Source organism: Longibaculum muris (genome assembly GCF_004343035.1).
GTDB classification, from domain to species: domain Bacteria; phylum Bacillota_I; class Bacilli_A; order Erysipelotrichales; family Coprobacillaceae; genus Longibaculum; species Longibaculum muris.
The window spans coordinates 39,953-54,655 of sequence record NZ_SMCQ01000020.1 but is presented as its reverse complement, the minus strand read 5'-3'; the positions used below and the strand labels follow the sequence as shown (position 1 = coordinate 54,655).

Below are 14,703 nucleotides of genomic sequence, written 5' to 3'. Positions count from 1 at the left end.
ATGCCGTTACGGTATAATAACGACAAACGGAAAAAGCCTTTATTTTCAAGGGGTTTGAGCGTTTGCCGTCATTTATTCAATTCCTTTTCCAAGTTGAAATCTGACGAGAAAAATATCGAAAAAAGGAGGCTGTTTCATTAACGACAAAATTTAATAGTGCCAGCGGTCCGGTGTATTGCCTGACCGCTGGTTGCCGTGGGCGTTTCACTTTTATAGGTGGGCGCCCTTTTTTTATACCCATTTTCAAAAGAAAGGAGATCCACATGGAATTAAACGAAATGGAAAAACGGCTGCTGTTTCAGGTTGAGGGAGACTATCAATACAAAGTCCTGAACGAGCTCCACATGGCTGCCCGGTACACAAAGAACCCTGAACAGCGGAAGGCAGCGGAAAGTCTGATGGCAAAGCTGCGCGTCCTGACGGATGACGAGTGCATGGACATCGTGCGGGATATCCAGAAGAATTACCTCCTGCCCTACCCGCCCCGGACGATTGGGGAAAAGATTGCGGAGGCCAGGCAGCGATCCGGCGCGGAAAAATTGAAAGGGCATGACATCATGGCCCTGGAACGCTTTGCCCCAGAGGTACGGCACATGATCATCTTCAACGTGCTGTCTTATAATTCTCCTGTCGGCGATAAGGGCGATAAGATGCGCCTGTTCCTTACGGATGCCGGCTATCAGAAATTCTTAGACAGCCAGGAACGGGGCGAAGTCAAACTGAAAAACCATGCGAAGGTCTCAGACGGGCATCTCCACTATGACCGCAGGGACCGCGTCTTGTAACAGGATAACCGGAGAAAGGAGGCTTTGAAATGGCTGTATTCCGGGTAGAAAAAACAAAGGACTTCACGATCATGTGCAACCACCATCTGCGCAATACGGAACTGTCCTTAAAGGCAAAGGGGCTCCTCTCGCTCATGCTGTCGCTGCCGGAAGATTGGGACTATACCACAAAGGGGCTCGCCCATATCTGCAAGGACGGCGTGGATTCAATCACTACCGCCCTGAAAGAGCTGGAGCGGCACGGGTACCTCACCAGGCAGCGCCTCCGCTATGAGAACGGGCAGCTCGGAGACATCGAGTATACGATCCATGAAAAGCCTGTAAATGCTGAAAAACAGGGGGATTCACCTAAACGGGAAAATCCAAGACAGGCAAATCCAGGACAGGCAAAACCTGAACAGGGGGAACCTGGACAGGGAAATCCCGCACAATTAAATACTAATCCATTAAAAACTAAAAAATCAAAAACGGATATATCAAGGACCCATCCATCAATCTATCCGTCAGGGCCGGAGGCGGCAGGCCGTTCGGATGGGATGGATCGGATAGAGCTGGCAGACGCTTACCGTGAAATCCTGAAAGAAAATATTGAGTATGGCTGTATGGTTTCCCGGTATGGGAAAGAACGCTTAGACGAGACGGTGGAGCTTATGCTTGAAGTGGTTTTATCCAAACGTCCATATATCCGTATCGCCGGGGATGATTTTCCCAGGGAGGTGGTAAAGGGCCGCTTCCTGAAAATCAATTCCGGCCACCTGGAGTATGTCTTTGACTGCATTGACAGGAACACCACGAAAGTCGGGAACATCAAGGCATACCTGCTGGCGGCGCTCTATAATGCCCCGGCAACAATGGACAGCTATTACCGCGCCGAGGTCAACCATGACCTGTACGGCTGTTAGGCGCCTTCTGGCGTCTTTTTTCATCACAGAAAGGAGGCGGGGCACGATGAAAAGAATCCCTGTGCCGGTGTCATGCCCGGCGTAACAAAGGAGCAGATTCGGGCGGCGCGTGAGGCGGACCTGTTTGCCTACCTGCAGTTCCATGAGCCTGGGGTGCTGAAACGGGACGGCCCGAATTACCGCCACAAGGAGCATGACAGCCTGGTCTATGTGACCGGGAAAAGGTACTGGTACTGGAACAGCCGGGGCCGGAGTATCAACGCCCTGGATTACCTGATCCAGATACGGGGCTACGGGCTGGTGGATGCGGTCCATACGCTGGTCGGCGGGGAAATCCAGCAGACGCCGGCCTATCGGAGCACGGCAGCGGCAGGGCGTGTGCATAAGGAACCGGAGAAGAAAGCATTTTCCCTCCCCTGGGCCAGACGGTGCGCCACTTCTGCCGTTTCTTATCTGCAACGGCGCGGGATCAGCCCGGATGTGATCAGCCGGTGTTTCCGGGACGGGCTGTTCTATGAGGCGCGGCATCATGGCGAGCCGGTCTGTGTGTTTGTGGGAAAGGATGAAGCCGGCAAAGCAAAGTTTGCCTGTATGCGGAGCATTGCCGGCAGCCTTAGGAAAGATGTCTACGGCAGCGACAAGGAATACAGCTTCTGCTATCCACCCCGGAATCCGGGCAGCCGGCATGTGGCGGTATTTGAGGCGCCCATTGACGCCCTCTCCCATGCCACGCTGCAGGAGTTAGAAGTCTGGAAATGGGACGGCTACCGGCTGTCCCTGGGCGGCACTTCCCATGTGGCGCTGATTGCATTTTTGAAACGCCACCCGGAAATCCGGCGCGTCAGCCTCTACATGGACAATGACCTTGGCGGCCTTAAAAATGCCAGGAGGATCAAGGCAATGCTCCATGAAGATCAGCGGTTCCGGCATATCCGGGTGGGCGTCAACCCGCCCCGCATGGGAAAGGACTACAACGAAATGCTGCTCCATGTTACAACGCAGATGAAAGAACATCAACAGCAATGCCGCCGGAAACAGGCGGCTGTTTCGATTTGACAAGGAGGATTTCAAGAAATGATGAACACAGAGAACACGGCTTTACAGATGATCGCCGAAGCCGCCCGGTGCCCGGACTACGGCCCTGACATGGTTAAGGCGCTGATGGAAAAACTGGATATGAACGAGAAAGGCTTTGCGCTCCTGATGAATGTCGCCCCTTCCACGGTCCGGCTCTGGACCAGCGGCGCCGCTCAGCCAAGCGGAACGGCCAGGCGGCTCATGCAGATTTACGAGACCGGTCCGGAGATTGTCGGCAAGATTGCCGGAGGGCAGCCGCCGGCAGAGGGGAGAGATTTGTAAATGGCGGAGGAAAGGACACATACGGATTCCGGCACGGGAACGCCGATTGCGGAAAATGAGCAGGTTAAGGCGCTGCTTGCGTTCTTAAAGGAAAATGATTCCCCCGCCTATGTGGACTTCGCAAAACTGATCGAATCTGTCACAGGGATGGAGAACCGCCTTTCCATAGCGGTCGGCGAGTTGGAGGCCATGCGGGAGGACCTGCAGAAAATGCAGGACCGCTCCCTGAAAGCTTCCTTACAAAAGACCTGCAAGACGCTGGAGGGCAATATTGCCTCCATGCAACAGAAATTATCAGAGCTAAAGGGAAAGATTGTTGAGGGATGCAGGCATATCCTGGAGGATTTCAAGGAACGCGGTACGATTGCATTGAACGGGCTCGCCAATTTCCTGCACCTGAAACCGGCGTTAGAGGCGGTACGTCAGGGGGCGGAAAACCACCAGCAGGCCAGTAACCGGGCAATGGAGAGGATCGATGCTTTCGTTTCCGAGTACCATGAGGCAGGAAAGCACCTAAAAAATATGTGCCTGGCGCTGATGGGAAAGGAACCGGTGCAGCAGGCAAAGGCCGGCGGGGAGATTGCCCGCTATGTCAAGGCTCCCTACCGTGCCAGCCGTGCGTGCATGGGCGCCATGAAGAAACAGGCTGAAAAGGCAATCGCCGCCCTGGAAGGGCTGGAACGGCAGGCACAGCGCCGGCCCTCCGTCCTGGAGGCCATGCGGGAGCAGGCGGCGAAGGCAGCGCCGGCAAAGCACCAGCCGGAGGCGTCCCATGACAGGGGCAGCCGGTGATAAAAACAGAACGAAGGGAGGAAATGAACTTGAAACAGGAACCACTTCCGCAGATTCACTTAGTCCGCGATACGGATTTAGGCGTATTTGCCTATGAGCTCCATATCCTGGCCGGGGATTTCCTGCGGGACAGCGAATATAACCTGCGCACGCTTGCCACGAATACCGGGGCGGATTCCATTGCCGTCATGGGGAAGAATCACATGTGGCTTTCGGACGCGCTGCTTGCCTACTGCCCTTCGGCGGAGCTTTACCGGACAGCTGCCATGACGGAATATCCCGGCGCAAGGGCCTTCCTGTTCCACACGGAGCGCAAAGAGGACGGACGGCTGTACGGGGATGTCCTGATGATGGGCCTTGACACGCTGCGGCAGGATATAGAAAGGAATACCCTCTACCCTTACGGCGTCAGCATGGAATACCGGGACGGCACGAAGGCGGAGGTAGCTATTGAAAAATGGGAGTCAATGGAGCTGTGCGAAAAGGACGCCCTGAAAACCTGGCGCTACCTCTATGCGCCGGAGCAGGTGACGGAATGGCAGTACCGCTATTCTAACCGGTTCAGCCAGTGGAAGGAGCAGGCATTTTCCTATATGCCCCAGGATTTGGAGGAACGGCTGAATGTGGAGTATATGGAGGAGGCGCAGAACCCGGACACAGATATGTACCGCATACCCCTGGGGACAGCGAAGCAGATGCTCCTTGACGGCGGTCCGGTCTACCGCCTTTTTCCCGGAGGGCCGGAAAAGCTACTGCCGATTGCGGCGGTCACGGGGCTCTGGTATGAGAATTACCGGGAGTTTGCCGTTACCCCGGAGGATTTGGGTGCGCTTGACCGGCTGGTCCGCAGGGAGACGGACCGGATCATGGGAATACGCCCGCAGCATGATAAATTACAGGAACGCCGCCCTTCCCCGGAGCGGTGATTTTTTATGACAGACTGGAGGTGATAATGATTGGCTGACAACATACAGCATGAAGATTTTGGGGAAAAGATCGGCGGCGCAAAAAAAGATTTATGGAAGGACCGGGGGCTCTATGTGAACGATCTGGACGCCATGAATGAGCGTGAAGCCGAGAAATTCGTAAAAAAAGATAATATCTGGAAGAAACCGGATTATACGGCCATGCTTGATGACGGGATTCCCCTTGGCGTGGTCTATTTTATCAAAAAGGCGAGGGACGGGCTGAATGCCTCCCCGCAGTATTACCGCAGGGACGACACGCCGGAAAAGCGCCTTGCAAGACAAAAAGAATATATCCAGACGGTACGGGAGCTGCAAAGCGCGGTCTCGGAGGTGCGCACCGTGGAGGACGCAATGAAGGCCTATGACCGTTTCTTTGTGGAAAACGGATATCTGGAACAGGTGCAGGGCTGGGGCAGCGGCATCCATTACCAGGCGACGGAAAAGGGCCGGGAGAACCCGGCCATTACAAACAAGCTGTCCAATGCCCTGATGGTTCACTCTGCCGCGCATTTTGAGCGGAACTTCACACAGAAAGCGCAGAAGGAACAGTTTGGCGTTTCCAAAGACCAGAAGGTGCCGAAGGGCTATGCGATCCATTTCAACGACGGGAAGAATACTTATTCCAAAAATAATGACTGGAAACCTGACACCTATTATGTGACGAAGGGCTATTCCATCTTGCAGACAAACTTTGAATCGCGGGAGGCCGCCCTGAAATGGGTGCAGGCGTTGGCAAAAGGGCGCAGCAAAAGCGGAAAGACGCGGTTTGTGCCTCCCCAGCTCTCCCATGTGCGGCGCACCGGGCCGGATTACAGAAACGGCATGGAGATCACCGGGCAGCACTACCTTGATACCTTCGGGTTCCGCGGCGGTGAATTTGGGAACTGGATGAACCAGAATGACCGGCAGGCTTCCCTCAACATGGGATTTGAGGCGCTGAAGGATCTGGCGTCGGCCTTGCAGATCAGTGATAAAGATATTGCCTATCAGGGAACGCTTGCCATCGCTTTCGGCGCCAGGGGAAGCGGCAACGCGGCGGCCCATTATGAACCGCTGCGGAAGGTCATCAACCTTACGAAGATGCACGGGGCCGGCTCTTTAGCCCATGAATGGTGGCACGGGTTTGACGATTACCTGGGTACAAAGATGGGCGCGAATGGGATGCTCTCGGAACAGCCCCGCCTCTATGCGCCGTTCCAGAAGCTGATTGATACCATGAAATATAAGCCGGAGACGCCGGAGCAGGCCGCGGCCCGCACCAAAGCGCAGACAGAACGAACCCGGAAAAATGCGGCAGGCTGGCTGGATTCGGCGGTGCTCGGTTCCCTAAAACGGCATGGCAATGAGGAACAGATGAAAACCTACGCGGTTCTTAAAGAGTCGTTTCTATCCGGCGAGGCCGGTTCCGTGGAGCAGATCAGCGCTTTCAAGAAGTCTGTCACCGGGCGGGTGATCCCCAAAAGTGAGCGGGAACGGCTGGAAATATTCGAGCACATGCTGTCCGGGATGCAGGCACAGGAGGCGCCGCAGATCGGGCGGGTGGAAACCGATTTTTACCGGAATTCCGTGCGCATGGGTAAGGAGTGCGAAAAGGACGGCGGCTATTGGGACAGCAACACGGAGATGACCGCCAGGGCCTTTGCCTGTTACATCAAGGATAAGCTGCCTTACAGCTCTGATTATCTGGCGGGACATGCGGATTGTGCCGTTACTTTCGCGACAGATAAAAGCGGGGAAATGGCAGTCCTGAAAGCCTTCCCGGAGGGTGCGGAACGGAAAGCCATCAATGCGGTATTTGACGAGATCGTGGCAGACCTGAAACGGGAGCAGATACTGACCCATTCGGACGAAACGCTGCCCCTTCCGGCGCAGCCGCTGGCGGAGAATGAACAGATTTCCATATTTACGTCGGACCGGCCTTCGGTCATGGCGCAGCTTGCAGCGGTGAAACCGGCAGAAAAAACTACCCCGGCACAGGCGGCACCGAAAAAGAGCCATGCGCCGGAGATTTAAGGAGGTGGAAGGATTGGAGGAAAACAAAGATTACCGGGTGCACCGCTCCGGGGACCTGTCGGAAGGCTACAAGCTGCAGGTGGAACACACGGTATCATGCGAGAACACAGATATTTCAGCGTTGATTGCACAGGGGGCAGAAACGGTACAGGCCATGCGCCAGGACAGCATTGAGGGAGAAAAGAAAGCCTATGACATCGTGGTGGCGGCAGCGAAGCAATGGGAACAGCAGGCGGCGGCCACGCAGCGGCTTGACCGGGCGCTGGCATACTTACGCACCCCGGAGGTAAAGCATACCGGGAACTGTTGGCAGCCCTTTTCCAACAACAAGGACTGGATGGAGATCAGCAACCGGGTTTATAAGATGTTCTGCCAGATCAGGGAACAGACAACATATAACAGGGAGGCAAAACAGGATGTTCCGACTGCCTGGTATGTAACATGGGACCTGTATATCAATTCACCCAGGAAAGGCTACAACATCCATCTTGCAGGGCAGGATAAGAAACGCTACACGGACAAGGCCGCCGCCGAGAGGTACCTGGACGGGAGAAAGAAAGCCTATTCCCATCTGTTCGCGGAGATTTCACCGCCTATTCCGAAAGAGCATGAAAACTGTTTTACGGTCAATGGCGTGCTTCTCCCCGGATATACAGTGGAGGGCCAGGAGCCGGTAAAAACAGACCATACCGCCGCCGATGTTTCGGAGGGCGGCATTTCTATGCCTGAAAAGCCGGAAAAACCTTCTGTGCTGGGAAAGCTGTCTGCGGCGAAGGAACGGGAAAAGGCTGCGGCAGAGCCGAAGGCGCCAATTAAAAAGAAGGAGGATATGCAGATTTGAAAGTGTTGATGATAGAGCCGGGGAAAGCGCCTTATGAGGCCGAGCTGGACGGGAGCCTTGAATCCATGCAGGAGGCAGTCGGGGGAGGCATAGAGGGCTACTACCCTTATGCGGAGCCTGTCGCGATTGTCTGCAATGATGAAGGGAAAATAAACGGGCTGCCCCTGAACCGGGCGATCTACAACCAGGACGGCGAGATGATCGAGATCATGGCAGGCACCTTTTTCATAGCCGGTCTCGGCGAGGAAAGTTTTGCCGACCTTCCCGATTATTTCATGGAGCAGTATAAGGAACAGTTCAAATACCCGGAGAAATTTGTCCGGCTGGCGGGTGAGATCGTTGCGGTGAAGCAGCCCCTCCCGCCGGAGGAAAAGCAGCAGCCGGTCCCTGCCATGGAGGAACCGGGCGGGGATGATATAAGGCTTGACGAATCCACGGACCTGGCTTTCGACCTGGATGAATTTTTCAGGAAAAACAGCGGGGCCTATGCAGGCCTGTACCCGGATTCCCATGCGGAAAAAGAGTGCATGGCGGACGGGCTGCTTTCAGGAGATACCGGGAAAATCCGCATGAGGCTGGCGGCATTTGAACATGAGGAACACATGGAGGGAGAAACGGCGCCGCTTCTGGAGCGTATTTCTTCCTATGAAAAAGAGTATGGGATCAGCGCTTATTCCATTTACCAGCTTGACTTATCGGACAATACAGACAACCTGCGTTTTATGTCCCTGGACTGGCTGGAAAGCAGGGGGCTCTCCGTGGACCGGGACAATTACCGGATGGTCTATGCCATGCAGCGGGAACCGGGCGAAACGCTGGAGGATATTTACCGGCGGTTCAATATCGACCACCCGGAAGATTTCAAGGGCCATTCCCTTTCCGTTTCTGATGTGGTAGTCCTGCATGGGAATGGCGCGGATGCCGCCTGGTACGTGGACAGTATCGGCTTTAAGGAGCTGCCGGATTTTTTCGGCGCAGGGACGCCGGAGACAAAGCGGGATGTTTCCGTGCGGGAACAGCTTGACAGTGCGAGGAAACAGGTGGCGCAGGCAGGGCCGAAAGCGCCGGATAAAAAGCCCAGGGAACCGGAAAGGAGTTGATGGCTTATGCTGATGGCAGTAGAAGGCCCGTATGCGCTGATGGTGCAGCCGGACGACATTTTAATCTCTCCCCGTGAGGTAGACGAACATTTTGGGACAATGGCCTGCTTCCATTCCCGCTATGCGCTGGGTGACAGCCACAATTACATGGATAAAGACGATTTCCTGCGGGAGATGTATTTAGATACCGTGGGGCATGATGAAGCGGGCCTGAAACGCTATGAACACATGGTAAACATTGTGAGCAGCCGGTTCCGGCACGGGCCAAAAACGGAGGAACGGGCGGTTGATGACGCCATGCTGAAGGTGATCTCCGAAAAATACATTACGCTGCCCCTCTATCTGATGGACCACAGCGGCCTTGCCATGCAGACCACAAGTTTCAATGACCCCTGGGACAGCGGTCAGGTCGGATGGATTTATGTTGCCAAAGAGGATGCTCTAAAGGAATTTGGCGGCGAAAAAATGACCGGCGCCATTCGGAAAAAAGCGGAGGACCTGATGCGCAGCGAAGTGGCCGCTTATGATTCCTACCTGCGGGGCGAGTGCTACGGATTTGAGCTTTACAAAAACGGCGAGCTGACGGATAGCTGCTGGGGCTTCATGGGCGGCCTGGAGGATGCTTGTAAGGATATGGCTGAATATCTCCCGGAGGGCTGTAAGGATATGGTGACGCATTTAGAGGAACAGAGCCACCCGGCGACCATCATTAAGACGCTTTTGAAACATGCGAAAATCCAGGCAGACCAGGCGGCAAAAGCCTTTGAGCACGCACCCCGCCAGCAGGTGATCGGGGACGCCCGGTAAGGCAGTTGTTTCCCAATTTATAATTACAGATTTTATCAGGAAGGAGGATGCTTATGCAGGAAGATTTGGAACAGCGGACCGTATCGGTCTCCATCCAGGCGGCGAAGCTGTCCGGGCGGGTGCTGCGCTCTGCCATTGCCGCCGTGCTCCAGAAGATGGAGCAGGAACGCACGACCCCGAAAGTCGGCAGGAACAGCATGAAACGGCTGACCTGTAAGGACCCAGGAGCCAACACTATTGAAGTGTCCGGCAGAATCCGCTCCTTTGAGCGGTACGCCAGGAAACACCAGGTCCGCTACCATATTGAAAAAGAGCTGGGGACTGACCCGCCTAAATGGACGGTCTATTTCAAAGCGAACCAGGCGGACGCGCTGACGGCAGCTTTTAAGGAATATACCCAGAAAGACCTTGCCCGGAGCGCCAGGCCGTCGCTGCTCTCCCAGCTTCATAAATTCAAGGAGCTGGCGCAGGCTCTTGGCCGTGACCGGGTAAAGAACAAGGAACACGGAGGGCCGGAACGATGAAGATAGACACGGATGCCTTAAAAAAGCAGGTGATCCTCCACCTGCCCTATCTTTTGTTCCTTCTGGTATTTGCGAAGCTGGGCGAGGCGGTGCGCCTTGCCCCCGGAACGGACGCCTCACAGAAATTGTTAGGATTGTCCGAAGGTTTCTCGCTGGCATTTCAAAGCATGTGGCCGGGTGCGGCACTGGACTGGCTGGCGGGATTATGCGGGGCGGCTATCGTGCGGCTGGCGGTATATGTGAAAGGAAAAAATGCAAAAAAGTACCGCAAAGATGTGGAGTACGGCTCTGCCCGTTGGGGGAACAAAACAGACATTGCCCCTTTCATGGACCCGAAACCGGAAAACAACATTATCCTGACGCAGACCGAGGGACTTATGATGTCCGGCAGGCCGAAGAACCCGGCCCATGCCCGCAATAAAAATGTGCTGGTAGTCGGCGGTTCCGGCTCCGGCAAGACGAGATTTTTTATAAAACCCAACCTCATGCAGCTCCATAGTTCGTATGTCGTCACCGATCCGAAAGGCACGGTCTTAATCGAAGTGGGAAAGCTGTTAAGCCGCGGTACTCCGAAACTGGACAAGGACGGAAAACCGGTCAGGGGAAAGAATGGGAAAACCGTGTATGAGCCTTATAAGATCAAGGTATTCAATACGATCAACTTTTCAAAAAGTATGCACTATAACCCTTTTGCCTACATCCACAATGAGAAGGACATTCTGAAACTGGTAACGGTGCTGATTGCAAACACCAAAGGGGAAGGGAAATCCGGCGACGATTTTTGGGTCAAGGCCGAGACCCTGCTGTATACGGCGCTGATCGGCTATATCTATTATGAGGCCCCGACAAACGAGCAGAATTTTTCCACCCTGGTAGAAATGATAAACGCTATGGAGGTCCGGGAGGATGACGAAAGTTTCAAAAATGCCGTTGACCTTCTCTTTGATGCGCTGGAGCAGAAAGACCCGGACCACTTCGCCCTCCGCCAGTATAAGAAATATAAATTAGCGGCGGGCAAGACAGCGAAAAGCATACTTATTAGCTGCGGCGCCAGACTGGCGCCATTCGATATTAAGGAGGTCCGGGAGATCACCATGTATGACGAGCTGGAGCTTGACCTGGTCGGGGACAGGAAAACGGCGCTGTTCTTTATCATCAGCGATACGGATGCGACGTTCAATTTCCTTGTCAGCATGGCCTATACGCAGCTGTTCAATCTGCTGTGCGAGCGTGCCGATGACAAGTATGGCGGCAGGCTGCCGGTACATGTGCGGTGCCTGATCGACGAGGCCGCCAATATCGGGCAGATTCCGAACCTGGAAAAGCTGATGGCGACGATCCGTTCCAGGGAGATTTCGGCCTGTTTGGTCCTGCAGGCGCAGAGCCAGTTAAAGGCGCTTTATAAGGACAACATGGACACCATCATCGGGAATTGTGACGCTTCCCTTTTCCTGGGAGGCAAGGAGGAAACCACGCTGAAAAGCTGGAATTCCCTGCTGGGAAAAGAGACCATCGATATGTATAACACCAGCGTCACCAAAGGCAGCCAGGAATCCCACGGACAGAATTTTCAGAAATTGGGAAAGGATTTGATGTCGATGGACGAACTGGCCGTGATGGACGGAGGGAAATGCCTCCTGCAGATCAGGGGCGTCCGGCCCTTCCTCTCCCGCAAATATGATATTACGAAACACCCGAACTATAAATACCTGTCTGATTATGCCCCTAAAAATGCTTTTGACATTGAAAAATTCCTCTCAACCAGGCTGCCCGTCAGCCCTGGGGAGCTGTACCGCAATTATGAGGTCACGGCGGAGGATTTGGAGGCGCCGGCTGTATAATGATGTAGCTGCCTGTTAAAGTCTCTGGCTTTGGCGGGCTTTTTCTTTTCACCGGAAAGGAGGTTCTATTGAGGATTCGCGCCCCTCCCTGACAACTGTATACCTTTCCAGGATGATCCTGGACTATGCCGCCCCAGTGCTTTATGCAGATTTTCTTAAAGCACTGGGGCGTTTTTTCGTTTCCGGCCAGATACGGCCATACCACAAAATCAAGATTATTCAAATTAAAGGAGGACTTTTATATGGCTTTTTTTGCAAGTGCGATTGATACTTTGAAAATTCTGGTGATTGCTCTGGGCGCCGGCCTCGGTGCATGGGGCGTCATCAACCTTCTGGAAGGTTACGGCAATGACAATCCCGGAGCCAAGTCGCAGGGGTAAGCTACGCCCTCCACGGACAAGTAATTGCCGTGCAGCGTATGGTGGAAGTCCATACGGCAACAGGCTGAATTGCTGGGAACCCCTAAAGCCGTGCGTACCAAAACATGGGGATGAAACATGCCCGGATGTGACGGTGGCGAAAGCAGAAAAAAACGCACGGATGGCGCAGGGTGCGAACCTAAACGCCGGGACAATGGGCGATCAGCAGCCAAGCCCCGAACAGGGGAAGGTTCAACGACTATCCTTTGCAGGAGTAGGGCCGAGCGGCCCGAAGCAGCCTGCCCCGCTCCATGCGGGTGAAGATATAGTCTGCGCCCATGTGAAAGCATGGGGTGTCCGCTTCTTTATGAAGTGGGGCCGCACCGGGGCAGCGACCCGGTGTGAACAAAAACGGATGAAACAGCTTATGGCTGGCGGAGGTATTGCGCTGGTGGGTGCCACGCTGATCCCGCTGCTCTCCGGCCTGTTCGGTTAATAGCCGATGGGCAGTCTGTTTGAATGGATAACAGACTGGATTAAAGAGGGCTTGATTGAAGCGATCACAGGACAATACACCAGTATCTTTGAGTCCGTCAACAGCCAGGTCTCGGATGTGGCCTCACAGGTAGGCCAGACACCGCAGGGGTGGAATGGCGGCGTGTTCAGCATGATCCAGAATCTTTCTGAAACCGTCGTCATTCCCATTGCGGGAATCATCCTGACTTTTGTTCTTGTCTATGAATTGATCCAGATGATCCTCGAAAAGAACAACATGCACGATTTTGATACGTTCAACATCTTCAAGTGGATTTTCAAAACCTTTGTTGCCACATACCTGCTCACCAACTGCTTTACCATCGTCATGGCGGTGTTTGACGTCGCCCAGCATGTGGTGAATCAAAGTTCCGGCGTGATAAACGGGAGCATGGATGTTACCGCTGCGCTGGCCGACCTGGAGACGCAGCTTGAAGCAATGGGGATGTGGGAACTGATCGGCCTGTGGCTGGAGACCAACATTATCAACCTGTGCATGTGGGTGTTGTCCATCGTGATCTTTGTCATTGTGTATGGCCGCATGATTGAAATATATCTCACGGTCAGCCTGGCACCCATACCGTTTTCCACAATGGCAAACCGTGAATGGGGGCAGATGGGGACGAATTACCTGCGTTCCCTGTTTGCTTTGGGTTTCCAGGGGTTTTTGATTATGGTCTGCGTCGCGATCTATGCGGCGCTGGTCCAGTCAATCCCTTCTTCCGGCGACATCCACGGCGCGATCTGGGGCACGGCAGGCTATACGGTCCTGCTGGCCTTTGCCCTGTTTAAGACAGGCTCGCTATCCAAAAGTATTTTTAACTCGCATTAGTGTGTAACCGACCTATTTTAACAAGAAGGAGGATTTTTTTATATGAGTAAGACCAACCATGAAACCATGCAGCCGGAGGCCCAGGCGGGCGAGGGCTTGAAGCTGGATGTAACGGTACGCCCGATTGCCCCGATGGGGAACCTTCTGGCTTTCGCCAATGTGACGATTGGGGACTGTTTCAAGATCGACGGCTTCCGTATCTGCTCCGGCGAGAACGGCCTGTACGTCAATATGCCCTCCACCCAGGATAAGCAGGGAAAATGGAGGGATGTCTGCTGGCCGGTGACGGCGGATTTCCGCAGGCAGCTTAATGACGCCCTGATCGGAGGGTACGGCCAGGCGATTGAAAACCTGCAGGCCACCCTTGAAGCGACAAAGGGAGCGGCGGAGAAGCCTTCCCTGGCCGGCGCCCTGAAAGAAAATGCCGGCAAGGTTAAGACGCCCCCGGCAAAATCCGCCCCGGCCAAGAATGAGCAGGCCCGGTAATGGCGGAGGCCGGAAAATATGGCATCGTGTACGCGGACCCGCCCTGGCGCTATGATATGAAACGCGGAAATGGGGTGGCCGAAAAGCACTACCCCACCATGAGCATGGAAGAAATATGCGCGCTGCCGGTTGCAGACCTTGCGGCCAAAGACAGTGCGCTTTTCCTATGGGCCACCTTCCCACAGCTTAATGAGGCGTTCCGGGTGATCGAAGCATGGGGGTTCAAATATAAGACGCTGGCCTTCCTCTGGCTCAAACAGAACCGGAAAGCAGATTCCTGGTTTTACGGGATGGGGTTCTGGACCCGCTCTAATGCGGAGGTATGCCTTCTGGCGACACGCGGGCGCCCGAAACGCCAGTGCGCGGGAATCCACCAGTTTGTAATCTCCCATATTGAGCAGCACAGCAAGAAGCCGGACGAGGTACGGGATAAGATTGTGAAGCTCATGGGCGACCAGCCCAGGATAGAGCTTTTTGCAAGGCAGCAGACCCCCGGCTGGGATGTGTGGGGCAATGAGGTGGAATCCACGGTCACGATGCAGGAACAAAACCAGTGAGAT

General features: G+C 54.5%; 17 protein-coding genes. All 17 read left to right on the top strand.

Translation table 11 applies throughout. From position 1 onward, the window contains the following. Positions 1-263: 263 nt before the first annotated feature. The 17 genes from EDD60_RS12140 (at position 264) to EDD60_RS12060 (ending at position 14,700) form a co-directional block, all read left to right on the top strand. A complete protein-coding gene (locus EDD60_RS12140; RefSeq protein ID WP_016220415.1) occupies positions 264-785 on the top strand; it encodes a DUF5720 family protein in 522 nt (173 codons plus the stop codon). A 29-nt stretch (positions 786-814) separates the two neighbouring features. Further along, entirely contained in the window at positions 815-1,687 is an 873-nt protein-coding gene (locus EDD60_RS12135) for a DUF6017 domain-containing protein (RefSeq protein WP_016220416.1), read from the top strand. A 72-nt stretch (positions 1,688-1,759) separates the two neighbouring features. After that, positions 1,760-2,743: a DUF3991 domain-containing protein gene (locus EDD60_RS12130; protein ID WP_132226460.1), complete on the top strand. Its 984-nt coding sequence runs from the start codon at positions 1,760-1,762 to the stop codon at positions 2,741-2,743. A gap of 18 nt (positions 2,744-2,761) precedes the next feature. Then, positions 2,762-3,046, top strand: coding sequence for a helix-turn-helix domain-containing protein (locus EDD60_RS12125; RefSeq protein WP_132226459.1), 285 nt, complete (start codon positions 2,762-2,764; stop codon positions 3,044-3,046). After that, complete coding sequence (locus EDD60_RS12120; protein ID WP_132226458.1) at positions 3,047-3,838, top strand: DUF6674 family protein; 792 nt, start codon at positions 3,047-3,049, stop codon at positions 3,836-3,838. It begins immediately after the preceding gene. 29 nt (positions 3,839-3,867) lie between these two features. Next, positions 3,868-4,764, top strand: a complete 897-nt coding sequence (locus EDD60_RS12115; protein WP_016316656.1) for a hypothetical protein — start codon at positions 3,868-3,870, stop codon at positions 4,762-4,764. Between the two features lie 30 nt (positions 4,765-4,794). Further along, a complete protein-coding gene (locus EDD60_RS12110) occupies positions 4,795-6,819 on the top strand; it encodes an LPD1 domain-containing protein (RefSeq protein ID WP_132226457.1) in 2,025 nt (674 codons plus the stop codon). Positions 6,820-6,832: 13 nt separating this feature from the next. Then, complete coding sequence (locus EDD60_RS12105) at positions 6,833-7,660, top strand: hypothetical protein (RefSeq protein ID WP_132226456.1); 828 nt, start codon at positions 6,833-6,835, stop codon at positions 7,658-7,660. Positions 7,661-7,662: 2 nt separating this feature from the next. Continuing rightward, positions 7,663-8,760, top strand: coding sequence for a DUF3846 domain-containing protein (locus tag EDD60_RS12100; RefSeq protein ID WP_243646676.1), 1,098 nt, complete (start codon positions 7,663-7,665; stop codon positions 8,758-8,760). A 6-nt stretch (positions 8,761-8,766) separates the two neighbouring features. Beyond that, a complete protein-coding gene (locus tag EDD60_RS12095) occupies positions 8,767-9,567 on the top strand; it encodes a hypothetical protein (RefSeq protein WP_132226454.1) in 801 nt (266 codons plus the stop codon). Positions 9,568-9,620: 53 nt separating this feature from the next. Then, positions 9,621-10,091: a PcfB family protein gene (locus EDD60_RS12090; RefSeq protein ID WP_004056082.1), complete on the top strand. Its 471-nt coding sequence runs from the start codon at positions 9,621-9,623 to the stop codon at positions 10,089-10,091. Continuing rightward, a complete protein-coding gene (locus EDD60_RS12085; RefSeq protein ID WP_132226453.1) occupies positions 10,088-11,932 on the top strand; it encodes a VirD4-like conjugal transfer protein, CD1115 family in 1,845 nt (614 codons plus the stop codon). The genes EDD60_RS12090 and EDD60_RS12085 overlap by 4 nt, the downstream gene beginning before the upstream one ends. 242 nt (positions 11,933-12,174) lie before the next feature. Then, positions 12,175-12,312 carry a Maff2 family mobile element protein gene (locus EDD60_RS12080; RefSeq protein WP_004056078.1) on the top strand — a complete coding sequence of 46 codons (138 nt, stop codon included), beginning with the start codon at positions 12,175-12,177 and terminating at the stop codon, positions 12,310-12,312. A 133-nt stretch (positions 12,313-12,445) separates the two neighbouring features. After that, positions 12,446-12,787 carry a Maff2 family mobile element protein gene (locus tag EDD60_RS16675; protein ID WP_396627789.1) on the top strand — a complete coding sequence of 114 codons (342 nt, stop codon included), beginning with the start codon at positions 12,446-12,448 and terminating at the stop codon, positions 12,785-12,787. Positions 12,788-12,793: 6 nt separating this feature from the next. Beyond that, positions 12,794-13,657 (top strand): VirB6/TrbL-like conjugal transfer protein, CD1112 family, encoded by an 864-nt coding sequence (locus EDD60_RS12070; RefSeq protein WP_016289159.1) that lies wholly within the window; start codon positions 12,794-12,796, stop codon positions 13,655-13,657. A gap of 42 nt (positions 13,658-13,699) precedes the next feature. Next, a complete protein-coding gene (locus EDD60_RS12065; RefSeq protein ID WP_004083308.1) occupies positions 13,700-14,143 on the top strand; it encodes a SpoVG family protein in 444 nt (147 codons plus the stop codon). Further along, positions 14,143-14,700: an MT-A70 family methyltransferase gene (locus EDD60_RS12060; RefSeq protein WP_004083309.1), complete on the top strand. Its 558-nt coding sequence runs from the start codon at positions 14,143-14,145 to the stop codon at positions 14,698-14,700. Before EDD60_RS12065 ends, EDD60_RS12060 begins: the two co-directional genes overlap by 1 nt. Positions 14,701-14,703 lie beyond the last annotated feature (3 nt).